The following is a 25847-nucleotide window of genomic DNA, read 5'->3' on the forward strand; positions in this document are numbered from 1 at the left end:
GCCCCCTGTCCCGCGTGCGCGCAGCCCAAGCCGTCTTGAGCCCTACCGGGTTCGACGCTTCGTTCGCACGCGGTGACCGGACGAAGGAGTAGGTGATGTCGCTGGCGGTCGTGTTGCTCAGTGTGCTGCTGGCGGTGGCGGTCCTGGTGTGTGCGCTTCTGATCATCCGCCTCGCCCAGCTTCGGCGTGCCGGCACGCCGGTCCTGCTGCGCACCGTGCCCGCGGCGGTCGACGAGGGGTGGCGGCACGGCACGGTGCACTACAGCGACAACTCGCTGCGGTACTACCGCCTCACGTCCCTCAAGCCCGGACCGAACGTGACCTTCGCACGACAGGGGATGGAGATCTCCGGTCGTCGCGCGCCCGAAGGAACCGAGACCGAGATCCTGGACGGCATGCTCATCCTGCAGGTCCAGACCGCAGGCCAGGCCGATGACGACTACGAACTGGCCATGGGGCCGGGCGCGGTGACCGCGTTCCAGTCCTGGCTGGAATCCCGTCAGTCCGCGAGATCGCAGCGGCGCAAGAGCGCCTAGGATCGCTTCTTCGCCTGTGTGTCAGAATCCCGGCTTCGCCTGTGTGTCAGGACTCCGGCTTCGCCGGGGGCCGTTGCCGGCTACCGCCAGGCACCCATTTGACGTCGCCGGGTGAGTCCGCGGTCGTACGGTTGGCGACCCGCGACAGGATGAACAACAGATCCGACAGCCGGTTGAGGTACTTCGCCGGCAGCACGCTGGTGTCATCCGGATGGGCGGCGACCGCGGCCCAGGCCGACCGCTCCGCCCGCCTGGTGACCGTGCGTGCCTGGTGCAGCAGTGCGGCGAGGGGTGTCCCGCCCGGCAGGATGAACGAGTCGAGCGCAGGGAGATCGGCGCCGAAGGAGTCGCACCAGCGTTCCAGGGCGTCGATGTAGTCCTGGGCGATGCGCAACGGCGGGTACTCGGGATCGTCGACCACGGGCGTGGACAGATCTGCGCCGGCGTCGAAGAGGTCGTTCTGGATCGTGGTGAGGACTTCCCGGATGTCGCCGGGTACGTCGCCGCCGAGCGCGAGGGCGAGACCGATGGTGGCGTTCGCCTCGTCACAATCGGCGTAGGCCACCACGCGCGGGTCGGTCTTGGGGACCCTCGAGAAGTCGCTCAGTCCGGTGGAACCGTCGTCACCGGTCCGGGTGTAGATCCTCGTCAGGTGTACCGCCATGCGTCGAATGTACTGCGCGGGACCCGCGCGGCCGGACGCACGGGGTCGGACGTACGGGCCGGGGGCCGGTGAACCCGGGCGGTTAAGGTGGCAGGCGTGAGTGATCGGTTTCTGGTGTCCGGGGGAGCGCGTCTGTCCGGCGAGGTGGCAGTGGGCGGCGCGAAGAACAGCGTCCTGAAACTGATGGCCGCCGCACTCCTCGCCGAGGGGACGACCGTGCTGACCAACGCACCCGAGATCGCCGACGTCCCGTTGATGGCCGACGTACTCCGCGGTCTGGGTGCGGTCGTCGACATGGACGGCGAGACGGTGTCGATCACCGCCCCCGCGGAGCCGAAGTTCCACGCCGACTTCGCGGCCGTCCGGCAGTTCCGCGCCTCGGTCTGCGTTCTCGGTCCGCTGATGGCGCGCTGCCATCGAGCCGTCGTCGCGCTGCCCGGCGGCGACGCGATCGGGTCGCGGCCACTCGACATGCACCAGGCGGGTCTGCGCGCGCTGGGCGCCACCAGCTCCATCGAACACGGTTGTGTGGTCGCCGAAGCCGACAGGCTGATCGGCGCACCGATCGCGTTGGAGTTCCCCTCGGTGGGGGCGACCGAGAACATCCTGATGGCGGCCGTGCTGGCCGAGGGGCAGACCACCATCGACAACGCCGCGCGCGAGCCGGAGATCGTCGACCTCTGCGTGATGCTGCAGCAGATGGGCGCACGGATCGACGGAGCCGGAACGTCGACGCTGACCGTGGTCGGCGTCGACCGGCTGCAGCCGACCACCCATCGGGTCGTCGGGGACCGCATCGTCGGGGCCACCTGGGGGATCGCGGCCGCGATGACCCGCGGTGACGTGACCGTCCGGGGCGTGAAACCCCAACACCTGCAACTGGTCCTGAACAAACTGGTGGACACCGGAGCCGTGGTCGACACCTTCGACGACGGCTTCCGGGTCCGGCACGACCGTCGTCCGACCGCCGTCAACGTCTCCACGCTGCCGTTCCCCGGCTTTCCCACCGATCTGCAGCCGATGGCCATCGGTCTCGCGTCCATCTCCGACGGCATGTCGGTCATCACCGAGAACGTCTTCGAGGCCCGGTTCCGGTTCGTCGAGGAGATGATCCGTCTGGGTGCCGACGCGCGGACCGACGGTCACCACGCGGTCATCCGCGGGATCGACCGCCTCTCGAGTGCGCCGGTCTGGTGCTCGGACATCCGCGCGGGAGCCGGCCTCGTACTGGCCGGACTCGTCGCCGACGGCGTGACCGAGGTGCACGACGTCGAGCACATCGACCGGGGCTATCCGCATTTCGTGGAGATCCTGCGCAGTCTCGGGGGCGAGATCGAGCGCGTGCGCGACTGAACCTGTCCGATCGGGCAGGTACCGACCCGTCCCTGCGGGTGCACTGTGGTCGAGTACGGGCAGGACCCCTTGTCCCGGTTGTGATCTGGGCGACATTCTCGTTGTGACAGACCCAACCGTCACAAGGAGTTCACCACCATGGCCATTGAGCTGAACCAGATCTGGGACTTCCCGATCAAGGAGTTCCACCCGTTCCCGAAGGCGAAACTGGGTGTCGGCGCACACGACATGCTCGGTGTGGAGGCCAAGGACCTGGGCATGACCCGCGCGCTGCTGATGACCACGGGACTGCGCGGCTCCGGCATCATCGAGGAGCTCATCGGCAAGATCGAGTACCAGGGCGTCGACGTGGTGCTCTACGACCAGGTGGAGTCCAACCCCAAGGACTACAACTGCATGGATGCCGCAGCTCTCTACCAGTCGGAGAAGTGCGACGGCATTATCTCGGTGGGCGGCGGCTCCAGTCATGACGCCGCGAAGGGCGCGCGGATGGTCATCGCCCACGACGGCCGCAACATCAACGAGTTCGAAGGGTTCTCCAAGGCGACCAACAAGGAGAACCCGAAGCACATCGCGGTCTCGACGACGGCCGGCACGGGGTCGGAGACCTCCTGGGCCTACGTCATCACCGACACGTCGGACATGAACAAGCCGCACAAGTGGGTGGCCTTCGACGACACCTGTCTCGTCGATCTCGCCATGGACGACCCGCTGCTGTACTACACGTGCCCCGAGCATTTCACCGCGTTCTGCGGCTTCGACGTGCTCGCCCACGCCAGCGAGCCCTACGTGTCGCGTCTGGACTTCGCGCCCTCGCTGGGCAATGCCAAGTACTCGATCGAGCTGATCCGCGACCATCTGCGTACCGCGGTGTACGACCCGCGCAATCTCGAAGCCCGAACCGGCATGATGCATGCCCAGTACATCGCCGCACAGGCCTTCAACTCCGGTGGTCTCGGACTCGTGCACTCGCTGTCGCACGCGGTGAGCGCGTTCTACGACAGCCATCACGGCCTGAACAACGCGATCGCCCTGCCCCGCGTGTGGGAGTACAACCTCCCGGCCCGTTTCGAGCGCTACGCCGAGATCGCGGCCCTGCTCGGTGTCGACACGTCGAAGATGACCACGGTCCAGGCCGCCGACGCCGCCGTCGAGGAGGCCATCCGGCTGTCCAAGGACCTCGGCATCCCGGACAACTTCGGTCAGTTGTCGACGAGCAGCTACGACAAGAACCGGATGAACACCGGCAAGTACGAGGGTCGTGGCGAGACCATGGACACCTCCGACAAGCAGATCCGCGCGATCGCCGAGCACATGATGGACGACTGGTGCACGCCGGGCAACCCGCGGGAGAGCACCGTCGAATCGCTGATCCCGATGGTGGCTCACGCCTTCACCGGCAGCTACTGACGCGCGCCCGCCTGCACCCCTGATCCGAGATCCCCACCTGTACCGAGAACCGTAGGCCGACAAGGAGTCCGACATCCGATGACGCACGTGTGCGCACCCAGGGCAGCAACCGAGGACATCACCCCGGACAGCCGTTCCTTCCCTTCGGTGGAGGAGCTGACCGATGCCCTGGGCGGGCAGGGGTACCTGATCGGTCCGGAACTGGCGGTCGTCGTCCATCTCGCGACGCTCCTCGACCGGCCCCTCCTGCTGGAGGGGCCGGCCGGGGTCGGCAAGACGGAGCTGGCGAAAGCGCTGGCGGCGGCGTCGGGTCGCGAGCTCGTCCGGCTGCAGTGCTACGAGGGTCTCGACGAGTCGCGCGCCCTCTACGAATGGGACTACGCGCGGCAGCTTCTCCACGTGCAGATGCTGCGGGACCGGATCAGTGCCGAGCTCGCCGCCGAGACGACCCTCTCGGCCGCGAGTTCGGCACTGGCGCGCGCCGAGGTCGGCGTCTACACCGAGGACTTCCTGGTCGCGCGACCACTCCTGGCGGCCATCACGTCGTCGTCGCCGACGGTCCTCCTCGTCGACGAGATCGACCGCACCGACGAGGCGATGGAGGCGGTCATGCTCGAGGTCCTCGCCGAGCGCCAGGTGACGGTCCCCGAACTGGGGACGTTCGCGGCTCGATCGTCGCCGTGGGTCATCCTGACCTCCAACGACACCCGTGAACTCTCGCCGGCCCTCAAGCGTCGTTGCCTGCACTTCCAGGTCGACTATCCGGATCCGCAGACCGAACGCGACATCGTCGCGGTCCGCGCACCCGACGTCGAGGAGACGGTCATCGGTGAGGTGGTCGACCTCGCGCGTCGCCTCCGGGACCTCCCATTGCGCAAGAGCCCGTCCATCGCCGAGGTGATCGACGCCGCACGGGCCGCCTCCTATCTCCGAAGCCGGGACGGGCAGCCGGGCACGCCGATCGACGCGCACCATCACGGTGCGCTGCTGGCACTGCTCGTGAAATTCGGATCCGACGGCGAGATCGCCCGGCGCGCACTGTCCGCCGAGTCCGACGCCGGGGGCTCGCGGGCGACCGGATCGCCGATCGGGGTCGACGGGACGACGCCCGGCGGGTCGGTGACCGCGCGCGCGTTCGGTGCCGGACGGGCCCGCAGCGCGGATGCCCGACCGGGCCGGTGACCTCCATGCCGGTTGCCACGTCGAGGCCGGCGGACCCGCTCGATCTGCTCGCCGTCGCGTTCGGGCGGGTCCTGCGGAGCTCCGGCGTCGCGGCCTCGCCGGCCGAGGTGATCGAGATCCGCCGCACCCTGGCGATGGTCGGGGCCGCCGAACCGGCTGTCCTGCGCGCGGCACTGCAGAGTGTCTGCGTCAAATACGGTCATGAGACAGCGGGTTTTGCGCGGGCGTTCGAGCTGTTCTTCCTCGGCGCCGAACCCGATCCGGCGGACGGGGACGACCTTCCCCGGGCGCGCGGGGTCGCGGCGGATCTGCCCGATGACGTCGTCTGGGACGAGGAGTTCGAGGGTGCTGCCCGGCAGATCGGTGCCGACGAGCACACCGACGAGATCGGCCACCTGATGGCGGACGATCCCGATGCCGGGCACCGCGACGCCGAGAGCGCTCACCGTGAGGAGAACGACTTCAGCGTCTCGGCCGGAGCCGAGCAGCTCGGTGTCGACCCGGATGGCGGAACGACCGGCGGGGGAGTGACGTACACCGTCGAGGTCGACACCGCCGACTCGTCGACGGTCGGCGAACTGACCGGACCTGCGGCCCGGGTCTCGAGCCGGCCACTCGGGCTGGCCGGTGCCTCGGCCATCCTGGCCGCTCTCGACGCCTACGATCCGCGCAAGGCCTACGGTGTCGACGGCACCGACGATCTCGGCGACGTCCGGAGGGCCGAACTGGAACGTGCACTCGGTGCCTTCGTGGACGCGCTGGTCGCGCGGCTGGACGCCGGCGCCGTCGAGGCGGTGTCAGGCGTCGACCGTCCGGCCGAGGCCTACGTCGACCAGGCCGAGATCGACCGTGCATGTCACCGGCTGATCCAGCGCATGCGGGGCGCGCCGCGGCGCGTTGTCCGCCCGGTCGACCGCGGGGCCCTCGACATCCGGGCGACGATGCGCGCGGCGGTCGCGACCGACGGCGTGCCCGCCGAACTGTGGCGTCGTCGCAGGCGGCCCGGTCCGGTCCGGATGCTGGTCCTCGTCGACGTCTCGCTCTCGGTCCGTCCGGTCACCGGGTTCATCCTGCGTCTCGCACAGACATTGCACCGCTTCGGCGACCGTTGTGAGGTCATCGCATTCGTCGATCGGCCGGTGCGTGTCACGACCGCCCTGCGGACCGCGGCGGCCGGCTCGGCACTCGCGGCGGTGCTCGCCGCAGACGGCCTCGACCTCGCCGCGACCAGCGACTACGGGCGCATGTTCGGCGAGTTGCTGGGCGAGTTCGGCGACCTCATCGGCAGGCGGACATCGGTGCTCGTCGTCGGGGACGCGCGCAGCAACGGACTCGACCCGCGTGTCGACCTGGTCGCCGAGGTGGGTCGCCGATCTCACCGGATCGCCTGGATCACACCGGAACCCGAACGCTACTGGGCGCAGTCCGGATGTGCGATGGCCGACTACGCCGACCATTGCAGCGGCGTCGTCAGTGTGCGTGACGGCGCCGAGATGCTCGCGCGCTGCGACGAGTTGGGTGCGGCGCTCAGATGACGTGGGTAGCGTCGGGGTACCGGTGAGCCGGGCGGTCGGGGCGGACGGATGGGAGGCAGGTCGGATGCTGGGTGACGCGCGCCGGCGGACATCGGGCCAGGTCGCCAAGTTCCACACGCCGGAGATCGTTCTCGGACCGGGGGCCTTCGGTGAGGTGCCGGTGGCGACGGCGGGACTCGGGATGCGCCGGCCGTTCGTGGTCAGCGACCGGTGTCTGGAACGCACGCCGTGGTACGCACAGCTCATCGCCGGGCTGCGGGCCGGCGGCCTCGACGCGGCGTCGTACCTGGATGTGTCGCCCAACCCACGGTCCGGCGAGGTCGCGGCCGCGTTCCTCGCCTACAAGGCGCACGACGCCGACGGCCTCGTCGCCCTGGGCGGCGGCTCGGTGATCGACGCGGCCAAAGGGGTTGCCGTACTGGCCGCCAACGGCGGTCACATCCTCGAATACGAGGGGATCGACCGCGCCCGGCGGCCGCTTCCGCCGCTCATCGCGGTGCCGACGACGGCCGGCAGCGGCGCGGACGTCTCCCAGTTCTGCATCATCAACGACGCCGAGCGCCGTACGAAGGTGACCATCATCGGGCGATCACTCGTGCCGGACGTGACCGTGAGCGACCCGACCCTGCTGATGACCGCGCCCGCCGAGGTCACCGCGCAGGTGGGCATGGATGTGCTGACCCACTGCGTCGAGGCCTACGTCTCGCTCGCGCACGGGCGGCTCACGGATTCGCTTGCGCTGGAATCCATCCGCGGGGTGTGGACGCATCTCGAGCGTCTCGTCGACGATCCGCGGGACCGGGTGGCGGCCGAGGAGATGTCACTGGCCGCGCTGCGCGCCGGGATGGCGTTCACCAATGCGATCCTCGGCGCGACCCACGCGATGAGTCACCCGGTCGGCGGACACTGCGACGCACCCCACGGTGCGATCAACGCGGTCCTGCTGCCGCATGTGATCCGCTACAACGCCCACGTGTGTGCCGACGGTTTCGTCGACCTGGCCGGAGCCATCGGGGTCGAGACCTCCGGCGACGCCCGGACCGTCGCGGACCGGCTCGCCGATGCCATCGCCGCCCTCGGTGCCCGGGTGGGGATGCCCGCGTCGCTCGAACCGCTGGGCGTCCGCACCGCCGACCTCGACCGCCTCACCACCCACGCGCTGGCGGACTCGTGCATGACCACCAACCCGCGGCGACCGCAGGCCGCGGGCATCCGAGATCTCTACGCCGAAGCACTCTGATGACCGGTCCGTCGCCCGAGCGAAGCGCGCTCCCCGAACAGGCCGACCTCGACAGCCTGGTCGGCCTCCGCAGTGTCAAGGGCAGTCACTATGCGGCGCTGCGCGGGGTCGAGGCGCGGTTGAGTCGCGTGGTCGGGGCACTCGAGCGGATCTCACGCGCTCTCGTCCGTACCGCCGAGGGGCCCGAGGCGCTCGTCATCGCGGTTGTCGAGGCTGCGCGGGACCATCTGGGCGCGGACTGGGTCGTCTTCGCGCTGGCAGATGGGCGGCTGGAGCAATCGGCCCCGCGTCACCTGATCAGCGCGGGAAGTGGCCGGCTGTACGCCTTCGAGGGCTCCGAGCGGGCCGACGCGCCCGACGACCTGCCCGACGAAGTCCTCAATCGGCTCAACGACATCCTGCGCGGACACGAGACCGTCCTGCACGGCGCGATCCTGCAGGAGGACCACGTCCATGTCCCGGTCGAACTCGACGGCAACGTCGTCGGGGGGCTCTCGGCCTGGACACCGGTCGGCCGTATGGTCGACCCGACCGACCTCGTCGTCCTGCGTATCCTGGCCAGTCAGGCGATCGTCGCGCTGCTCAACGCGGAGTTGTTCTCCGAGACAGACAGGCACGCAATCGAACTGGCGAAGCGCAACACCGAGCTCGAACGAACCCAGCGGGAGCTGTCGGCCGCGATGCGTGCGACCGTGCTCAACGAGGAGCGCGCACGGATCGCCCGGGAACTCCACGACTCGGTCACCCAGTCGGTGCTGTCGGCGGGCGTGCAGATCGAACTGTGCCGCGACCTCGTCGAGGGCCCCGCACTCGACCGCCTGGAGATGGCCGGCCGGCTGACCAAGGAAGCCGTCGAACAGCTGCGGTCGTTCATCTACGCGCTCAACAACGCGACGAACGCACCGTCGCCGAGCGTGCGCGACGTCCTGACCGAACTGTGCTCGCTGCACATGCCACCGGACCTGACGACGGCTGTCCATGTGCGGGGCCGGGCGCGGGATCTGACCGACGAAGTCCAGCACGCCCTGCTGCGGATCGCCGGCGAGGCCCTGTTCAACGCCGCTGTGCACGCCCGCGCCGACCAGGTCACGGTGACTCTCACCTACTCCGCGGACACGGTCGCACTGTCGGTCGACGACGACGGTGTGGGCGATCCCGAGCATCTGCGCCGGGTGATGCGCACCGCCTCGCTCGGCGATCTCACCGCCGGACGGCACCGCGGCCTGGCGAACATGTCGTATCGCGCCGCCGAGCTGGGGGGTGAACTGCGGATCCGACGGTCGCGGATCGGCGGCATCCGGGTCGCGGTGGCGCTGCCGGTCGGCTCGACGAACACCGCCATCGCCGACGATCCGCTCGGAATCAAGGAGTTCGATTGAGTGACAACGACATCAGACGTCCCATCCGGACGCTTCTGGTCGACGACCACGCTCTGCTGCGGCAGGGCATGCGGTCGCTGCTGGAACGCGAGGACGTCGTCGAGGTGGTCGGCGAGGCGGGGACGGCCGACGCCGCGCTCGCCGAGGTGAACGCGCGACGTCCCGACGTGGTGGTGGTCGACCTCAAGCTGTCCGCCGGCACCGAGTACGAGGGATTACGTGTCATCAAGGAGATCGCGCAGCGCCACCCGGAGGTCGCGGCGCTGGTGCTCACCACGTTTCTCGACGACGACCTCGTGGTGCGCGCCGTTCGGGCGGGTGCCCGGGGATACGTGGTCAAGGACGTCGACACGACCGAACTCGTGCGCGCGATCCAGGCGGTGTCGGGTGGCGGGAGCGCGTTCGACCCGCGCAGTGCGGCCGTGGTGTTGCGTGCGGTGTCAGGTGAGAACGAGACGTCCGAGGCACTCAGTGATCGGGAACGCGAGGTGTTGCGACTCCTCGCGGACGGACTGTCCAACAAGCGTATCGGCGAGACGCTCTACATCTCGGAATCAACCGTGAAGTTCCACATTCGCAACATCATTCGCAAACTCGGGGTGTCGAAGCGGACCGACGCGGTCTACATCGCCAGCAAGCGCGGGCTCATCTGAGACCTCGGCTCGGCATTCCTGGGCTCAGCATTCGGGGGCTCAGGGTCCGGGGGTGAGAATCAGCCAGCCGCCGTGGTCGACGAGGATCTCGGCACCGGCGTGTGGCACCGATCGTGCCCAGTCGTACAGGTCGTCTTCGGTGAGCCGCACGAGGTGGCCGAAGTGCGGGCTCGGTTTGTCCTCGAACGGCACCCCGACGACCACGCGCTTTCGCGCGACCCGGAGCGCCTCGCCGAGCGCGGTGCGTGCGCCGGCAGGGTCGAGGTGCTCGAGGAGATGGATGAGGGTGACGGTGTCCGCCGAGTCGTCGGCGTAGGGGAGTGCGGTCGCGTTCCCGACAGTTGCGACGACGGGGAGTCCGACTCGGCGTGCGGCCCGGGAGAGCAACGACACCGCACCCGGCGAGATGTCGCAGGCCGAGACCTCGAGGCCGTCCAGCGCGCAGGCGAGGGCGAAGAATCCGAAGCAGGACCCCACCTCCAGCACACTCCGGCCCGCGATCAGACTGCGTGCCCGCTGGTGGACCGGCGCGAATGCGCAAGCGCCCGTGCGCAGTTCGCGAAGAGAATTGTCATAGAAGGCCGACCAGGCATCCGCGGGCGTGCCCGCCGCGGTGCGGATGATGCCCGTCGCCGCGGACTCGAACTGCGCCTGGCCGGCCAACACCCCGGCCTCGACGAGCGCGACGAGACCGTCGACGACGACCGCGTCGGAGATGCTCCGTTCGTCGAAGGGATGCGCGATGAGCAGGGCGCCTGACTGTCGACGCCAGGAGAGGAGCCCACAACGTGTGAAACCCGATGGAACAAGCGGGGATCGGAGCGCCCGCGGCGCGAACGGGAGTGCCGGCGATGGTTCGACAGGCGCACTCGTCGAGGTCGTTGCCAGATCGGTCGCGGTCATGAATCGACCGTAGGAGCGCCGTGACCTGCGCATAACTGGCCGACTGGGGATGGTGACCTGTCCGAAAGGGTGGTTTGCGACGCACGTCACATCGGTGTGATTCGCGGAAATCTGCGCGCTTCAGAGCTTTTCGGTACCGTCGGGTGAGCGGTGACCTGCAGATATGGCACAACCGTGGCGCGTCGAACAGGGGATTTGACCCTGGCGGTCCCGTTGCGTAACTTTCTTCGAGTCAGCGCGCCACGGCGCCGCCCCGGAGGGCCTGGAAGGGTCTGGTTCGGGGAGTGGAGACCGGGTTTGTGACTGACCGCCCCTGATTGTTTTGGTTGAGGCTTTGTGTCTTGCCAGGTGATTGGGGTTGCCAGGTCCCTGAGGTTCGGAACTGTTACTGGGTTGCGGGCTGGGGTTGGTGTCTGGTAGGTTGGAAGAGTTGCCTCGGAGACGGGGTGGCTTGGTAGGTTGACATGCAAGTCTGCTGGTGAGAGCCCTGGTTGGGGTGGGTAGCTGGTGGGTGTGTGTTCTTTGAGAACTCGATAGTGTGATGATGAATTGTCTGATGCCATTTTTTGGCATCGTGCATCTTTTGTGGATGTAGATGTTTGTTTTGTGTGGCGCTCGGCCCCGTCTGGGTGTCACATTTTTGCTAGGTTTATTTTGGTCAGGTTGTGCTTTCCTGATTTTTGTTGAAACGCTGGCCCTTTTGTGGGGTTGGTTTTGTTTCGCTGTTTTTTCATGGAGAGTTTGATCCTGGCTCAGGACGAACGCTGGCGGCGTGCTTAACACATGCAAGTCGAACGGAAAGGCCCAGCTTGCTGGGTACTCGAGTGGCGAACGGGTGAGTAACACGTGGGTGATCTGCCCTGCACTCTGGGATAAGCCTGGGAAACTGGGTCTAATACCGGATATGACCAACTGTCGCATGGTGGTTGGTGGAAAGCTTTTGCGGTGTGGGATGGGCCCGCGGCCTATCAGCTTGTTGGTGGGGTAATGGCCTACCAAGGCGACGACGGGTAGCCGACCTGAGAGGGTGATCGGCCACACTGGGACTGAGACACGGCCCAGACTCCTACGGGAGGCAGCAGTGGGGAATATTGCACAATGGGCGCAAGCCTGATGCAGCGACGCCGCGTGAGGGATGACGGCCTTCGGGTTGTAAACCTCTTTCACCAGGGACGAAGCGTGAGTGACGGTACCTGGAGAAGAAGCACCGGCCAACTACGTGCCAGCAGCCGCGGTAATACGTAGGGTGCGAGCGTTGTCCGGAATTACTGGGCGTAAAGAGCTCGTAGGCGGTTTGTCGCGTCGTCTGTGAAATTCTGCAACTCAATTGTAGGCGTGCAGGCGATACGGGCAGACTTGAGTACTACAGGGGAGACTGGAATTCCTGGTGTAGCGGTGAAATGCGCAGATATCAGGAGGAACACCGGTGGCGAAGGCGGGTCTCTGGGTAGTAACTGACGCTGAGGAGCGAAAGCGTGGGTAGCGAACAGGATTAGATACCCTGGTAGTCCACGCCGTAAACGGTGGGTACTAGGTGTGGGTTCCTTTTCACGGGATCCGTGCCGTAGCTAACGCATTAAGTACCCCGCCTGGGGAGTACGGCCGCAAGGCTAAAACTCAAAGGAATTGACGGGGGCCCGCACAAGCGGCGGAGCATGTGGATTAATTCGATGCAACGCGAAGAACCTTACCTGGGTTTGACATACACCAGACGCGGCTAGAGATAGTCGTTCCCTTGTGGTTGGTGTACAGGTGGTGCATGGCTGTCGTCAGCTCGTGTCGTGAGATGTTGGGTTAAGTCCCGCAACGAGCGCAACCCTTGTCCTGTATTGCCAGCGGGTTATGCCGGGGACTTGCAGGAGACTGCCGGGGTCAACTCGGAGGAAGGTGGGGATGACGTCAAGTCATCATGCCCCTTATGTCCAGGGCTTCACACATGCTACAATGGCTGGTACAGAGGGCTGCGATACCGTGAGGTGGAGCGAATCCCTTAAAGCCAGTCTCAGTTCGGATTGGGGTCTGCAACTCGACCCCATGAAGTCGGAGTCGCTAGTAATCGCAGATCAGCAACGCTGCGGTGAATACGTTCCCGGGCCTTGTACACACCGCCCGTCACGTCATGAAAGTCGGTAACACCCGAAGCCGGTGGCCTAACCCCTTGTGGGAGGGAGCTGTCGAAGGTGGGATCGGCGATTGGGACGAAGTCGTAACAAGGTAGCCGTACCGGAAGGTGCGGCTGGATCACCTCCTTTCTAAGGAGCACACAACAACACATGTTTCAGCAGGCGTTTGTTCTGCGGCGTGTGTGTGTTCAAGGGTGAAACATCAGACACATCCATGCTCGGCGCTTTCTGGTGTCGGTGCGGGGTGACTGCAGTGCTCGTGAGGGCCGGCGGGTTCATCGTCACGCTATCGGGGTTCTGAGGGAACACACCAGTGTTGTCTCTGACCTAGCTCATGATGCGGGTTCGGGTGGTGATCGTGACTGTGATGGTTGCGGGAGCACGGATTCGTGGGTGGGTGTGTGTTGTTTGAGAAGTGCATAGTGGATGCGAGCATCTTTATTTCAAACCAACTTTTGTTGGTCTGTGATTTAGCAGAAAATGATTTGTTTGTTTAGTTGATGTCTACATTCGGTCCTCGCGGCGTGACTCTTTGGGGTTGTGTGGTGGGGGTTGTTTGTAGGTGTTGTTGTAAGTGTGTAAGGGCGTTCGGTGGATGCCTTGGTACCAGGAGCCGATGAAGGACGTGGTAGGCCGCGATAGTCCTCGGGGAGTTGTCAAACGAGCTGTGATCCGAGGGTGTCCGAATGGGGAAACCCAGCACGAGTGATGTCGTGTTACCACCAGCTGAATGTATAGGCTGTGTGGGGGGAACGTGGGGAAGTGAAACATCTCAGTACCCATAGGAAGAGAAAACAATTGTGATTCCGTGAGTAGTGGCGAGCGAAAGCGGATGAGGCTAAACCATGCGCATGTGATACCGGGTAGGGGTTGTGTGTGTGGGGTTGTGGGGTTCGTCTTCTTCCATCTGCCTGTGGAAGCGTGAGTCAGAAAATCGTGTGTTAGGTGAAGTGGCCTGGAATGGTCTGCCGTAGTCGGTGAGAGTCCGGTAGCTGAAAACACATGGTCTTGCGTGACGGTGTCCCCAAGTAGCAGCGGGCTCGTGGAATCTGCTGTGAATCTGCCGGGACCACCCGGTAAGCCTGAATACTTCCTGGTGACCGATAGCGGACTAGTACCGTGAGGGAAAGGTGAAAAGTACCCCGGGAGGGGAGTGAAATAGTACCTGAAACCGGACGCTTACAATCCGTCAAAGCCTGCGCGTAGTTTACTGCGGTGGGTGATGGCGTGCCTTTTGAAGAATGAGCCTGCGAGTTAGTGCTCGGTGGCGAGGTTAACCCGTGTGGGGTAGCCGTAGCGAAAGCGAGTCTGAATAGGGCGTTTGAGTCGCCGGGTCTAGACCCGAAGCGGAGTGATCTACCCATGGCCAGGGTGAAGCGTCGGTAAGACGTTGTGGAGGCCCGAACCCACTTCAGTTGAAAATGGAGGGGATGAGTTGTGGGTAGGGGTGAAAGGCCAATCAAACTCCGTGATAGCTGGTTCTCCCCGAAATGCATTTAGGTGCAGCGTCACATGTTTCTTACTGGAGGTAGAGCTACTGGATGGCCGATGGGCCCCACAGGGTTACTGACGTCAGCCAAACTCCGAATGCCGGTAAGTGAGAGTGTGGCAGTGAGACTGCGGGCGATAAGGTTCGTAGTCGAGAGGGAAACAGCCCAGATCGCCGGCTAAGGCCCCTAAGCGTGTACTAAGTGGAAAAGGATGTGGGGTCGCGAAGACAACCAGGAGGTTGGCTTAGAAGCAGCCACCCTTGAAAGAGTGCGTAATAGCTCACTGGTCAAGTGATCCTGCGCCGACAATGTAGCGGGGCTCAAGTACACCGCCGAAGCCGCGGCACTCACATATTGCCCGTCGGAGCCTTACGGGGTTCCGGCCAGGTGTGTGGGTGGGTAGGGGAGCGTCCTGCATCCGTGGAAGCTACAGAGTGATCTAGTGGTGGAGGGTGTGGGAGTGAGAATGCAGGCATGAGTAGCGAAAGCAGAGTGAGAAACTCTGCCGCCGAATGACCAAGGGTTCCTGGGCCAGGCTAATCCGCCCAGGGTGAGTCGGGACCTAAGGCGAGGCCGACAGGCGTAGTCGATGGACAACGGGTTGATATTCCCGTACCCGTGTATCCGCGCCCATGCTGAATCAGTTGTACTAACCATCCTGATCCTCACGAGAGTGCCTTCGGGTGCCGAGTTGGGGTGATGCATGGGACCTTGGCTGGTAGTAGGCAAGCGATGGGGTGACGCAGGAAGGTAGTGGGGCCAGTCAGTGGTTGTACTGGTGTAAGCCTGTAGGGCGAGCGATAGGCAAATCCGTCGTTCATGAAGCCTGAGAGGTGATGCGTAGCCGTTGCGGTGAATTCCATGATCCTATGCTGCCGAGAAAAGCCTCTAGTGAGTTGGTACACGGCCCGTACCCCAAACCAACACAGGTGGTCAGGTAGAGAATACTAAGGCGATCGAGAGAACTGTGGTTAAGGAACTCGGCAAAATGCCCCCGTAACTTCGGGAGAAGGGGGACCCATCCTGGTGACGGCATGTACTGCCTGAGCTGGTGTGGGTCGCAGAGACCAGAGAGAAGCGACTGTTTACTAAAAACACAGGTCCGTGCGAAGTCGTAAGACGATGTATACGGACTGACGCCTGCCCGGTGCTGGAAGGTTAAGAGGACCGGTTAGTCACTTTGGTGGCGAAGCTGAGAATTTAAGCCCCAGTAAACGGCGGTGGTAACTATAACCATCCTAAGGTAGCGAAATTCCTTGTCGGGTAAGTTCCGACCTGCACGAATGGCGTAACGACTTCTCTGCTGTCTCAACCACAGACTCGGCGAAATTGCAGTACGAGTAAAGATGCTCGTTACGCGCGGCAGGACGAAAAGACCCCGGGACCTTCACTATAGCTTGGTATTGGTGTTCGGTTCGGTTTGTGTAGGATAGGTGGGAGACTGTGAAGTGGGCACGCCAGTGTTCATGGAGTCGTTGTTGAAATACCACTCTGATCGTATTGGACTTCTAACCTCGGACCCTGATCGGGTTCAGGGACAGTGCCTGGTGGGTAGTTTAACTGGGGCGGTTGCCTCCTAAAAGGTAACGGAGGCGCCCAAAGGTTCCCTCAGCCTGGTTGGCAATCAGGTGTTGAGTGTAAGTGCACAAGGGAGCTTGACTGTGAGACGTACATGTCGAGCAGGGACGAAAGTCGGGACTAGTGATCCGGCACCGGCAAGTGGAAGCGGTGTCGCTCAACGGATAAAAGGTACCCCGGGGATAACAGGCTGATCTTCCCCAAGAGTCCATATCGACGGGATGGTTTGGCACCTCGATGTCGGCTCGTCGCATCCTGGGGCTGGAGTAGGTCCCAAGGGTTGGGCTGTTCGCCCATTAAAGCGGCACGCGAGCTGGGTTTAGAACGTCGTGAGACAGTTCGGTCTCTATCCGCCGCGCGCGTAAGAAACTTGAGGAAACCTGTCCCTAGTACGAGAGGACCGGGACGGACGAACCTCTGGTGTGCCAGTTGTCCCGCCAGGGGCACTGCTGGTTAGCTACGTTCGGAAGGGATAACCGCTGAAAGCATCTAAGCGGGAAGCCTGTTCCAAGATGAGGTTTCTCACCCCCTTTTGCGGGGTTAAGGCCCCCTACAGACCATGGGGTTGATAGGCCAGAACTGTACGCACAGCAATGTGTTCAGGTGACTGGTACTAATCGGCCGAGGACTTACCAACAACACCCACAACATCACCAGATCATTCATTGGTTTCTGGTTGTGTTCGCATCCACTATGTACTTCTGAAACAACACACGAAGGCTATAAATAAGCAATCGTGTGTGGTTGTTTCACAAAGTTACGGCGGCTATAGCGGAGGGGAAACGCCCGGCCCCATTCCGAACCCGGAAGCTAAGCCCTCCAGCGCCGATGGTACTGCACCTTAATCAGTGTGGGAGAGTAGGACACCGCCGAACACAACATCCAGAAATGCCCCGCAACCGCCTGGTTGCGGGGCATTTCTCATATCCACATCATTTTGGTCTGTGCGCCAGACTCAGTCGGTGCCCTTGGGGACGACGATCATCGGAACGGACACAGCGCGGAGGATCTTCGCCGCGGTCGTGCCGAGGAACAGGGTGTTGGGCGCCGCGAGCCGGCTGGATCCGACCATGACGATGTCGCCGTCCTGCCAGTCCAGCGAACCGACCGCCTCCTCGACCGTGGATCCCTGGGCAACCACTGAGCTCACTGGGAAGTCCTGTGGCAGCTGCTCTCTGGCTGCTTCCAGGCTGCGACGCGCATGCTCGCGAGCATGATCGAGTGCCCGCTCCTCCGGTTCGGTGCGCCATGGTTGCACGTCGTCGACGGCCACCAGCGAGATCAAGCGGATCGGTCGGTGGGCACGAACACCGCTCCGAAGCGCCGTCTCGAACAGCAGTGGAGTCCCGGGTCGATCGCCGATGGCGACCGAGATCTCCCGAACCTCGTCGGCACCGAGATGCGCGAACCCCGGTGGGGCCACCGCGACCGGCACCGGTGCCGAGTGAAGGATGTCGTTGACGACGGTCCCGAGCGTGTGCCGCCCGCGGATGCCGCCGCCGGCGCCGCCGATCACCAACATGTCCGCCGAGGTCCGCTGGGCCTGGACGATGAGTCCCTCACCCGGATTGGGGTGTTCGGCGATGGTCGTGGTGAGTTCGATGTCGTCGGGCAGTTTCTCCGCGGCCGCGTCGAGCCAACGTCTGGCGGCGCTGTCCAGGGCGTCGGAGAGCCGTTCCACCGACACCTGTTCGGACGGGTCGGCACTCTCGGGCTCGGGAGGGATGACGATGCAGAGCTCGAGTTCGGCGTCGAAGGTGCGCGCGAGACAGGCACCGAGTGCGACCGCGTCCTCGCCCCCCGAGGTGGCGATGTAGGCGACGAGCAGCTTCATCCGTACTCCCAAACGTCTCTATCCCGGTCCCCGTTCGTCGCCAGCCTAGTCATCGGGACGGAACGTCGGGGAACACGCTTAGATGGGGGCATGCGATCCCTCGTCGACGGATACCTCAGCCACATCATGGACGAATGCCACTCGGATCGGTCCGGGCACGTCGCCGACTACATCCCCGAACTCGCCGCGGTCGACCCCGAGGGCTACGGACTGTCGCTGTGCGTGCACGACGGGCACACCTACTCGCAGGGCGATTCCGCGACGTCGTTCACGATCCAGTCGGTCTCCAAACCCCTCACCTACGCGATGATCCTGAAGAAGCACGGCACCGCGGCGGTCGACGCGAAGATCGGCGTGGAGCCGTCGGGGGAGGCGTTCAACGAGATCAGCGTCGACGACCGTCGCCGCCCCAAGAACCCGATGATCAACGCCGGGGCCATCTTCGCCGCGTCGATGCTCCTCCCGCCGACGCGGGACGTCGACGACGCCGCGGTGGACGCCGCGTTCCGAGAGGTGCTCGAGTTCTACTCGGGCTGTGCCGGCCGGCATCTGGTCATGGACGAGGAGGTCTACGCCTCAGAGGCCGCGACGGGTTCGCGCAATCGAGCCATCGCGTACATGCTCGACAGTTTCGGCGCCCTCGAGACCAGTCCGGACGCGGCGCTCGATCTCTACTACCGGCAGTGCTCGATCCGGGTGACGACCGACGACCTCGCCGGGATCGGCGCCACCATCGCGAACGGCGGGATGAATCCCCGTACGGGCCGGACGGTCTTCTCCAATGAAACTGCGCAGCGGTTGCTGAGCGTGATGACGACGTGCGGCATGTACGACGGCGCGGGTGACTGGGTCACCTCCGTCGGACTGCCGGCCAAGAGCGGCGTCGGGGGCGGCATCCTCGCGGTGCTCCCGGGCCAGCTCGGCATCGGCGTGTACTCGCCACGGCTCGACGCCCACGGCAACAGCGTCCGCGGAGTGGAGGTCTGCCGCCATCTGTCGACAGACCTCGGGCTGCACATGTTCAACGTGACACGAGAGAGCCGCGTGACCATCCGCTCGGTGTACGACCTCGCCGACACCCCCGTCAGCGCCGAGTGGGGCGAACAGGAGCGCAGCTACCTCCGGACGTGTCGCGACCGGATCCGCGTCTACGAACTGCAGGGTGACCTGACCTTCGCGGGCGCCGAGAGCGTGCAGCGACGCCTCGAAGCCGACCTCGACGACTACACCGTGGTCATCGTCGAGATCTCGCGGATCGGGGTGATCGACGCCGTCGCACGCACCATGGTGCTGAGCATCAAACGACTGCTGGACGACAGCGGGCGGCGTGCGGCTCTCGTCGACCCCGACGGCGTCGTCCGTTCCAGTGTCGACCGGCACCGCAACGATGCGGCGGTGCCCGATCTCGATGCGCCGCCGGAACTCCAGGGCTTCGATCCTGCGCTTCCACATGTGCATTCGACGATGGACGACGCGGTCATCGACGCCGAGACGTTTCTGCTGAAGCACTATTACGACCAGTGACCGCGGCATGGGCGACGCGACCGCCGGGGGTCGAGGGGAAGTCGATTCCGATGCCCTAGGGTGGGCACGTGCGTCTCGTCATCGCGGAGTGTCAGGTCGATTACGTGGGGCGGTTGACCGCTCATCTGCCGATGGCTCGGCGGTTGCTGCTGATCAAGTCCGACGGATCGGTGAGCGTGCACGCCGACGACCGTGCCTACAAGCCATTGAACTGGATGAGCCCGCCGTGCTGGCTCACCGAGGCGCAGGTTCCCGACGGAACGCAGGCGCAGGCGTACTGGGTCGTCACCAACAAGGCCGGTGAAGAACTCCGCATCACCATCGCGTCGATCGAACACGACTCCCAGCACGAGCTCGGTGTCGACCCCGGGCTCGTGAAGGACGGCGTCGAGGCGCACCTGCAGGAACTGCTCGCCGAGCACGTCGAGACGCTGGGGCCGGGCCACACCCTCATCCGTCGCGAGTACATGACCGCGATCGGGCCGGTCGACCTGCTGTGTCGAGACGCGTCGGGTGCCACCGTGGCCGTCGAGATCAAACGGCGCGGTGAGATCGACGGCGTCGAGCAGCTCACCCGATATCTCGAACTGCTCAACCGCGACACCACGCTCGCCCCGGTTGCCGGGGTCTTCGCCGCCCAGCAGATCAAGCCGCAGGCTCGGACTCTCGCCGAGGATCGCGGAATCCGTTGTGTGGTGCTGGATTACGACGAACTGCGGGGAGCGGAAAGCACGGAGTTCCGGCTCTTCTAGAGCACGCCGAGCCGGTCAGGCGTTGGAGCGTACCTCCGACGACCGCGCCTCCGGAGACAGCTTGCGGTCGAGGAGCTCGAGGTCGTCGGCGTCGGACAGGACGGCGTACTCGGAGTCGTCGGGCTGGGCGAGCAGCTCCGGTAGCTCGGCGAGCTTCTCGCGGAGCCGACCGAGATTTGCGGCGATGTCCTGACGCGTCTGATCGGCCGCCCGCGCGAGTTCGCGAGACCTGTCGAGCCGCTCGGTGGCGATGTCGAGCGCGGTCTGCCGGATGTGTGCGGCTTCGTCCAGGGCGCGTTCGCGCTGGTCGGCCAGCTCGGCGTCGTGGCGTTCGCGCTCGGCGCGGCGCTCGGCGGCGCTCACGGCCTCCAGCTCGGCGACCTCGGCCTTGGCCTTCTCCACGAGACGACGGGCTTCGTCCTTCGCGGCCTGCATCGTCTTGGTGTGTTCGGCCTCCATCGCGGCGGTGCGCTCGGCGATGAGGCGGGCGGATTCCGACTCGTTGGCGGCCGCGGTCTCCTTGACCTGCCGCGCCCTGGCAGCGGCCTCGTCGACGAGTTTCTTCGCGGCGGAGCGTGCCTCGCCGCGGACACGCTCGGCGTCGGTCGCGGCGGAGGACCGCATGTCGGCGGCCTCCTGGCGGGCGATGGACAGTGTCTCGGCAGCCTCGGCCGAGGCCTCGGCGCGCATCTCCGACGCCTCGTCGGACGCCAGTTGTAGCATGCGGGACAGTCGCTCGCTCATGCCCTGTGCGGTGGTCGGCGGGACCGAGAGCTTGTCGATCTCGCGGCGGAGTTCGGCGATCTCCTCGCGGGCGTCCTCGAGATGCGCGGCGAGTTCGTGCGCATTGGCGGTGGCGGCGTCGCGATCGGCGGCGAGGACGCGCAGATCGGCGTCGAGCCGCTGGAGGTGGTCGGCGACCTGCTCACGGTCATAACCGCGCATCACTATCGCGAAGGGCAATTGCCGTGCGGGACCTGGCATGGCGGCCAGTGTATCGGAGAGCGCGCGCGATCTCCTCGGCGTCGGCGACGACGCGCGCGACCGATCTTCGCAGTCCACGCGGTCGTCGCGAGGACGACCGCGTGGACGCGCCGGCCGGTCGGACCGTCGTTGGGTCCGTCCGGCCGGTCGTGCTGAGTTGGTCAGCGGGGCAGCGACTTTCGGCAGTCGCGACCGGTCAGTGCGCGGTCGCGGCGGGCTCCACGAGTTCGAGCAGGACACCGCCGGCGTCCTTGGGGTGCACGAAGTTGATCCGCGAGTCCGCGGTGCCTCGCTTGGCGGCGGGGTAAAGGACGCGGACGCCGGCTTCGGTGAGTCGTGCGGTGACCGCGTCGACATCGGTCACCCGCACGGCGAGCTGCTGGAGCCCGGGGCCGCTGCGGTCGATGAACTTGGCGATGGTGGACGACTCGTCGAGCGGTGCGAGCAACTGGATCACCGCGCCGGTGCCACCGGCCGGTCCGACCATGGCCTCTTCGACACCCTGCTCGGCGTTCGTCTCCTGGTGCAGTGTCTCGAACCCGAGATGGGTCGCATACCACTCTTTGGCGGCGTCGAGATCGGGGACGGCGATGCCCACGTGATCGATGGCGACGATCAGGTCGGAGATGAGTGCGGTGGTGCTGGGGTCCGTTGCAGAGGAAGACATGGGACAACGGTAGCGTTGAGGTGTTGAGCGCACAGAGCGGGCGCTCGGTTGGCCCCCGTTTTTCACACCCCGGAGGTTCTCTTCATGACTTCGACTGCCGACACGACAACGGTCATCGTCGCCGGTGCACGCACACCCTTCGGCCGCCTGCTGGGCTCGCTGAAGGACTTCAGCGGAGTGGACCTCGGTGCGGTCGCGATCAAGGGCGCGCTGGAGCGGTCGGGCGTTCCCGCGTCCGAGGTCCAGTACGTGATCATGGGCCAGGTGCTGACTGCGGGGGCCGGACAGATGCCTGCTCGACAGGCCGCGATCAAGGCCGGTATCGGCTGGGACGTCCCGACCCTGACCATCAACAAGATGTGCCTGTCGGGCATCGACGCGATCGCGCTGGCCGACCAGCTCATCCGGGCCGGCGAGTTCGATGTCGTCGTCGCCGGCGGCCAGGAGTCGATGACCCAGGCGCCGCACCTCCTGCCGGGCAGCCGCGGCGGTTTCAAATACGGCAACACCGAGCTCGTCGACCACATGGCCTTCGACGGACTGTTCGACGCCTTCACCGATCAGCCGATGGGGGCGCTGACCGAGCAGGGCAACGACGCCGACGGATTCACCCGTGAGCAGCAGGACGAGTTCGCAGCGCGCAGCCATCGGCTCGCCGCCGCCGCGTGGAAGAACGGCGTCTTCGACGACGAGGTCGTCCCGGTGTCCATCCCGCAGCGCAAGGGCGACCCGATCGAGTTCGCCGAGGACGAGGGCATCCGGGCCAACACGACAACCGAGTCGCTGTCCGGCCTTCGGCCGGCCTTCCGCAAGGACGGCACGATCACCGCGGGCAACTCGTCGCAGATCTCCGACGGCGCGGCGGCCGTCGTGGTCATGAGCAAGGCCAAGGCCGAGGAACTCGGAGTGACCTGGCTGGCGGAGATCGGCGCCCACGGCGTCGTGGCCGGTCCCGATTCCAGCCTGCAGGCGCAGCCGGCCAACGCGATCGTCAAGGCATGCGACCGCGAGGGCATCGCGCCCGCGGATCTCGACCTCATCGAGATCAACGAGGCCTTCGCCGCCGTGGGTCTGGCCTCGACCCAGCAGCTGGGGATCGACCCGGAGATCGTCAACGTCAACGGCGGCGCCATCGCGGTCGGCCACCCCATCGGTACCTCCGGTGCCCGTCTCGCGCTGCACCTCGCGCTCGAGCTGAAGCGACGCGGCGGCGGCGTCGGTGCGGCCGCGCTCTGCGGTGCCGGCGGCCAGGGTGACGCCCTGATCGTCCGGGTTCCCAAGGCATGACGAACGAGATGTCTACGACATCTTGTAGTAGTTTACTGTCCGATTCGGCACAATGAGGGCCATGCTGTCTTTCTTCGACCTGACCACACCCGCCAAGCGCTTTCGGTTCGTCGCCGTCGCCGAGGCGATCACCTGGGCTGTCCTGCTGGTCGCGATGGTCGTCAAGCGGGTCAACAACGACGACGAGGCGATCGCCAAGCCGGGAATGATCCACGGAATCGTCTTCGTGCTCTTCGTTGTCGTCGCTCTCCTCACGGCCGTGCAGCTCAAGTGGAACTCCGTGAAGTGGGAGCTGCCGGTGGGTTCGCGCCGGATCGGGATCCCGATCGTCACCCTGCTCGCTCTGGCGTCGAGCATTCCGCCGTTCGGCACGATCGTGTTCGAGTGGTGGGCGCGACGCAACGGTCATCTCGCCGAGCTGTCCACCGACCGCGCACCCAGACAGGCCACGGCCTGACCGTCCCGACCTCGCCTCCGATCGCCCCGACGCTACGCCGGTCACGCCGCAGCGTCGGGGCGATCTTTGCGCTCAACGGGTTTCTCGCGGCGATGTGGGTGGCGCACATCCCGGTCATCAGCGCGCGCACCGGAGTCGATCATGATCAGCTCGGCGGCCTGCTCCTCCTGCTCGGCGCCTCGGCATTCGTCGGGATGCAGGTCTGCGGACGTCTGATCGACCGCCGGGGTTCTCGACCGGTGACCATCGGGGCCGCGCTGCTGCTGTCGGCGGTGATCATCGCGCCGGTGCTCGCCGTCGACGCGCTCACCCTCGCGGTCGCGCTCGTCGCCTTCGGCTTCGCCAACGGTTGCCTGGACGTGTCGATGAACGCGCAGGCGGTCGTGGTCGAACGGACCCACCGCCGACCGATCATGTCGTCGTTCCACGGCTTCTTCTCGGCGGGCAGCCTGGTGGGATCCGGGGTGGTGGCCGCGACCCTGTGGGCCGATGTCGGTGTCATCCCCACGGTGGCCTGCGCTGCGGTGGGCGGTGTGGGTGTCGTCGCGTGGAACGCGCGAGGGCTCGCCGACCGCGAGGTCGGCTCCGACGATGCGAACCCGCGCGCAGAGTCCACCGCGGGGGCCGCGCCCACGAAGTGGTGGCACACGGTGGATCGGCGCCGCCTCGTGCTCCTGGCGCTGGTCGCCTTCGCACTGATGCTGGCCGAGGGCACCGCCTACGACTGGAGTGCCCTCCACGTGGTCGAGACCTTCGGTTCCGCCGAAGCCGTCGGCGCCATCGCCTTCGGCGCCTTCAGTGCGACGATGACCGTGGCACGGTTCGTGATCGACCCGGTGGTCGGGTCGGTGGGTCCGGTCGCCGTCGTCCGCTACGGCGGTCTGCTCGGCACCGCCGGCATCCTGATCGCGGTGCTCTCGCCCGTACCCGCGCTCGCGATCGTGGGATGGGGCGTCTTTGGACTGGGCCTGGCGGGATTGATCCCGCAGATCTTCACCGCGGCGGGCAATCTGTCGAGTGAGTCGAGTGGCCGGACCATCTCCGCGGTCGTCGGATGCGGCTACCTCGGCATGCTCGCCGGCCCCGCGGTCGTCGGCTTCATCAGCAGCCGGACCTCGTTGAACACCGGGTTGCTCGCCGCGGTGGCGGCCCTTGTCCTGGCCGTCGCACTCGCACCGGTCGTCCGCCCCGACGGGGCCCGCGCGACCGCCGTAGGGGACGGCGCCCGTTCGCCCGACGCCACCTGATTCCGTGTCGCGGGTCGTGACACACTGGAAGGGTGACGCGACCAACCAATCGTCAGCAGGCCGCAGCCGCGGCCCGACAGCAAGCGGCAGCAGCCATGGCCATGTCCGGCGCAGTGGATCTCGGCGGACTCAAGGAGAGAGCCGAAGCCGAACGCGCGCAGGCGCAACGGGCACAGTCGCAGGCTGCCCACGCCGGTCAGGCACCCGTCCCGGGCGGGCAACCGCCCGCCGCCGGTTCGGGTCCCGCGCCGGCAGCGGTTCTCGATGTCACCGAGGAGACGTTCGAGGCCGAGGTGCTCAACCGGTCGATGCAGCAACTCGTGGTCATCGACCTGTGGGCGGAATGGTGCGGTCCGTGTAAGCAGCTGTCGCCGGTCCTGGAGCGTCTCGCCGCCGAATCCGGCGGACGCTGGATGCTGGCGAAGGTCGACGTCGATGCGAATCCGCGTATCGCACAGGCCTTCCGGGTCCAGTCGATCCCCATGGTCGTCGCGATCGTGCAGGGTCAGCCGGTGACCGCGTTCAACGGTGTGCGCTCCGAAGCCGAGATCACCCAGTGGATCGACGACATCTTCGCCCAGGTCGGCGACGTGCTGCCGGGCGTCCCCGGCGGGCCGGCCCCCGAACCGGAACCCGAGGACCCGAGGCTGCTCGCTGCCGAGGCGAAGTTGAACGACGGCGACTTCGACGGCGCCCTCGCGGACTATCGGGCCATCGCCGACGCCGAGCCGGAGAATCTCGAAGCCGCGTCCGCGGCGCGGAATCTCGAGTTCATCCTGCGCGCACAGGCGCACGACCCCGCGATCGTGGAGACGGCGTCGCCGCGTGATGTCGACGCGCAGCTGGCGGCCGCGGATGTCCTGCTGCTCTCGCAACAGCCCGAGGCCGCGTTCGACCGCATCATCGACGTCGTCCGGGTGACCGCGGGCGAGGAACGCACCCGTGCGCGCACCCGGTTGCTCGAGCTGTTCGAACTCTTCGATCCCGCCGAGCAGTTCGTCGTGAGCGCACGGCGCAAGCTCGCCAGCGCGCTGTTCTGACGGGGTGAG

The 25847-nt window shown here is 65.8% G+C and carries 19 protein-coding genes and 3 rRNA genes; 17 read left to right on the plus strand and 5 right to left on the minus strand.

Features of this window, described 5'->3' with window-relative positions; translation table 11 throughout:
* Window positions 1–95: 95 nt before the first annotated feature.
* Complete coding sequence (locus AC3B6C_RS16915) at window positions 96–536, plus strand: DUF2550 domain-containing protein (RefSeq protein WP_010842986.1); 441 nt, start codon at window positions 96–98, stop codon at window positions 534–536.
* Between the two features lie 46 nt (window positions 537–582).
* Here AC3B6C_RS16915 and AC3B6C_RS16920 read toward each other — a convergent pair whose 3' ends face one another.
* A complete protein-coding gene (locus AC3B6C_RS16920) occupies window positions 583–1200 on the minus strand; it encodes a cob(I)yrinic acid a,c-diamide adenosyltransferase (RefSeq protein ID WP_488373540.1) in 618 nt (205 codons plus the stop codon).
* A gap of 96 nt (window positions 1201–1296) precedes the next feature.
* On the opposite strand from AC3B6C_RS16920, the gene murA reads away from it, so the two are divergent.
* The 7 genes from murA to AC3B6C_RS16955 all read left to right on the plus strand — a co-directional run bounded on the left by murA (window position 1297) and on the right by AC3B6C_RS16955 (window position 9952).
* Complete coding sequence (gene murA / locus AC3B6C_RS16925; protein ID WP_014926350.1) at window positions 1297–2553, plus strand: UDP-N-acetylglucosamine 1-carboxyvinyltransferase; 1257 nt, start codon at window positions 1297–1299, stop codon at window positions 2551–2553.
* Between the two features lie 138 nt (window positions 2554–2691).
* A complete protein-coding gene (gene mdo, locus AC3B6C_RS16930; protein ID WP_010842989.1) occupies window positions 2692–3963 on the plus strand; it encodes an NDMA-dependent methanol dehydrogenase in 1272 nt (423 codons plus the stop codon).
* A gap of 78 nt (window positions 3964–4041) precedes the next feature.
* On the plus strand, window positions 4042–5145 hold the full coding sequence (locus AC3B6C_RS16935) for a MadB family AAA-type ATPase (RefSeq protein ID WP_488373542.1): 1104 nt from the start codon (window positions 4042–4044) through the stop codon (window positions 5143–5145).
* A 5-nt stretch (window positions 5146–5150) separates the two neighbouring features.
* Window positions 5151–6680, plus strand: coding sequence for a MadC family VWA domain-containing protein (gene madC, locus AC3B6C_RS16940; protein WP_488373543.1), 1530 nt, complete (start codon window positions 5151–5153; stop codon window positions 6678–6680).
* Between the two features lie 64 nt (window positions 6681–6744).
* Window positions 6745–7920 (plus strand): iron-containing alcohol dehydrogenase, encoded by a 1176-nt coding sequence (locus tag AC3B6C_RS16945; RefSeq protein WP_014926353.1) that lies wholly within the window; start codon window positions 6745–6747, stop codon window positions 7918–7920.
* Window positions 7920–9299 (plus strand): MadS family sensor histidine kinase, encoded by a 1380-nt coding sequence (locus tag AC3B6C_RS16950; protein ID WP_488373544.1) that lies wholly within the window; start codon window positions 7920–7922, stop codon window positions 9297–9299. Before AC3B6C_RS16945 ends, AC3B6C_RS16950 begins: the two co-directional genes overlap by 1 nt.
* Entirely contained in the window at window positions 9296–9952 is a 657-nt protein-coding gene (locus tag AC3B6C_RS16955) for a MadR family response regulator transcription factor (protein WP_488373545.1), read from the plus strand. The genes AC3B6C_RS16950 and AC3B6C_RS16955 overlap by 4 nt, the downstream gene beginning before the upstream one ends.
* A gap of 39 nt (window positions 9953–9991) precedes the next feature.
* On the opposite strand, the gene mftM is transcribed toward AC3B6C_RS16955, so the two are convergent.
* Window positions 9992–10855: a mycofactocin oligosaccharide methyltransferase MftM gene (mftM, locus tag AC3B6C_RS16960; RefSeq protein WP_488373546.1), complete on the minus strand. Its 864-nt coding sequence runs from the start codon at window positions 10853–10855 to the stop codon at window positions 9992–9994.
* Between the two features lie 729 nt (window positions 10856–11584).
* Between mftM and AC3B6C_RS16965 the strand changes: the two genes are divergently transcribed.
* From AC3B6C_RS16965 to rrf, 3 genes are all read left to right on the plus strand, one after another.
* A 16S ribosomal RNA gene (locus AC3B6C_RS16965) occupies window positions 11585–13107 on the plus strand.
* Between the two features lie 439 nt (window positions 13108–13546).
* Window positions 13547–16683, plus strand: a 23S ribosomal RNA gene (locus tag AC3B6C_RS16970).
* Window positions 16684–16804: 121 nt separating this feature from the next.
* Window positions 16805–16921, plus strand: a 5S ribosomal RNA gene (gene rrf / locus AC3B6C_RS16975).
* Together the 16S, 23S and 5S rRNA genes form the textbook arrangement of a ribosomal RNA operon.
* Before the next feature lie 80 nt (window positions 16922–17001).
* On the opposite strand, the gene AC3B6C_RS16980 is transcribed toward rrf, so the two are convergent.
* On the minus strand, window positions 17002–17880 hold the full coding sequence (locus AC3B6C_RS16980; protein WP_014926357.1) for a universal stress protein: 879 nt from the start codon (window positions 17878–17880) through the stop codon (window positions 17002–17004).
* A gap of 90 nt (window positions 17881–17970) precedes the next feature.
* Between AC3B6C_RS16980 and glsA the strand changes: the two genes are divergently transcribed.
* The gene (gene glsA / locus AC3B6C_RS16985) at window positions 17971–19404 is read left to right on the plus strand and encodes a glutaminase A (RefSeq protein WP_488373547.1); all 1434 of its coding nucleotides are present in this window, start codon (window positions 17971–17973) and stop codon (window positions 19402–19404) included.
* Between the two features lie 68 nt (window positions 19405–19472).
* On the plus strand, window positions 19473–20156 hold the full coding sequence (nucS, locus tag AC3B6C_RS16990; protein ID WP_010841719.1) for an endonuclease NucS: 684 nt from the start codon (window positions 19473–19475) through the stop codon (window positions 20154–20156).
* 15 nt (window positions 20157–20171) lie between these two features.
* Here nucS and AC3B6C_RS16995 read toward each other — a convergent pair whose 3' ends face one another.
* Both AC3B6C_RS16995 and mce read right to left on the minus strand, forming a co-directional pair.
* Window positions 20172–21140, minus strand: coding sequence for a hypothetical protein (locus AC3B6C_RS16995; protein WP_488373548.1), 969 nt, complete (start codon window positions 21138–21140; stop codon window positions 20172–20174).
* Between the two features lie 196 nt (window positions 21141–21336).
* Window positions 21337–21807 carry a methylmalonyl-CoA epimerase gene (mce, locus tag AC3B6C_RS17000; RefSeq protein ID WP_488373549.1) on the minus strand — a complete coding sequence of 157 codons (471 nt, stop codon included), beginning with the start codon at window positions 21805–21807 and terminating at the stop codon, window positions 21337–21339.
* Window positions 21808–21891: 84 nt separating this feature from the next.
* Between mce and AC3B6C_RS17005 the strand changes: the two genes are divergently transcribed.
* The 4 genes from AC3B6C_RS17005 (at window position 21892) to AC3B6C_RS17020 (ending at window position 25838) form a co-directional block, all read left to right on the plus strand.
* Entirely contained in the window at window positions 21892–23094 is a 1203-nt protein-coding gene (locus AC3B6C_RS17005; protein ID WP_488373550.1) for an acetyl-CoA C-acetyltransferase, read from the plus strand.
* A gap of 61 nt (window positions 23095–23155) precedes the next feature.
* On the plus strand, window positions 23156–23551 hold the full coding sequence (locus AC3B6C_RS17010; protein WP_488373551.1) for a DUF3817 domain-containing protein: 396 nt from the start codon (window positions 23156–23158) through the stop codon (window positions 23549–23551).
* Between the two features lie 92 nt (window positions 23552–23643).
* A complete protein-coding gene (locus AC3B6C_RS17015; RefSeq protein WP_488373552.1) occupies window positions 23644–24798 on the plus strand; it encodes an MFS transporter in 1155 nt (384 codons plus the stop codon).
* Window positions 24799–24893: 95 nt separating this feature from the next.
* Complete coding sequence (locus tag AC3B6C_RS17020; protein WP_488358780.1) at window positions 24894–25838, plus strand: tetratricopeptide repeat protein; 945 nt, start codon at window positions 24894–24896, stop codon at window positions 25836–25838.
* Window positions 25839–25847: the final 9 nt, after the last annotated feature.

Source organism: Gordonia sp. 11cp (assembly GCF_057767225.1).

Excerpts from the sequence above, each read along its gene's own strand:
- mftM (WP_488373546.1), bottom strand. The coding sequence starts at position 10,855 with ATGACCGCGACCGATCTGGCAACGACCTCGACGAGTGCGCCTGTCGAA.
- glsA (WP_488373547.1), top strand. The coding sequence starts at position 17,971 with ATGCGATCCCTCGTCGACGGATACCTCAGCCACATCATGGACGAATGC.
- AC3B6C_RS17010 (WP_488373551.1), top strand. The coding sequence starts at position 23,156 with ATGCTGTCTTTCTTCGACCTGACCACACCCGCCAAGCGCTTTCGGTTC.
- AC3B6C_RS16935 (WP_488373542.1), top strand. The coding sequence starts at position 4,042 with ATGACGCACGTGTGCGCACCCAGGGCAGCAACCGAGGACATCACCCCG.
- AC3B6C_RS16995 (WP_488373548.1), bottom strand. The coding sequence starts at position 21,140 with ATGCCAGGTCCCGCACGGCAATTGCCCTTCGCGATAGTGATGCGCGGT.
- AC3B6C_RS17020 (WP_488358780.1), top strand. The coding sequence starts at position 24,894 with ATGGCCATGTCCGGCGCAGTGGATCTCGGCGGACTCAAGGAGAGAGCC.
- madC (WP_488373543.1), top strand. The coding sequence starts at position 5,151 with ATGCCGGTTGCCACGTCGAGGCCGGCGGACCCGCTCGATCTGCTCGCC.
- AC3B6C_RS16980 (WP_014926357.1), bottom strand. The coding sequence starts at position 17,880 with ATGAAGCTGCTCGTCGCCTACATCGCCACCTCGGGGGGCGAGGACGCG.
- AC3B6C_RS16915 (WP_010842986.1), top strand. The coding sequence starts at position 96 with ATGTCGCTGGCGGTCGTGTTGCTCAGTGTGCTGCTGGCGGTGGCGGTC.
- AC3B6C_RS17015 (WP_488373552.1), top strand. The coding sequence starts at position 23,644 with ATGTGGGTGGCGCACATCCCGGTCATCAGCGCGCGCACCGGAGTCGAT.
- AC3B6C_RS16945 (WP_014926353.1), top strand. The coding sequence starts at position 6,745 with ATGCTGGGTGACGCGCGCCGGCGGACATCGGGCCAGGTCGCCAAGTTC.
- AC3B6C_RS17005 (WP_488373550.1), top strand. The coding sequence starts at position 21,892 with ATGACTTCGACTGCCGACACGACAACGGTCATCGTCGCCGGTGCACGC.
- AC3B6C_RS16950 (WP_488373544.1), top strand. The coding sequence starts at position 7,920 with ATGACCGGTCCGTCGCCCGAGCGAAGCGCGCTCCCCGAACAGGCCGAC.
- mce (WP_488373549.1), bottom strand. The coding sequence starts at position 21,807 with ATGTCTTCCTCTGCAACGGACCCCAGCACCACCGCACTCATCTCCGAC.
- AC3B6C_RS16920 (WP_488373540.1), bottom strand. The coding sequence starts at position 1,200 with ATGGCGGTACACCTGACGAGGATCTACACCCGGACCGGTGACGACGGT.
- mdo (WP_010842989.1), top strand. The coding sequence starts at position 2,692 with ATGGCCATTGAGCTGAACCAGATCTGGGACTTCCCGATCAAGGAGTTC.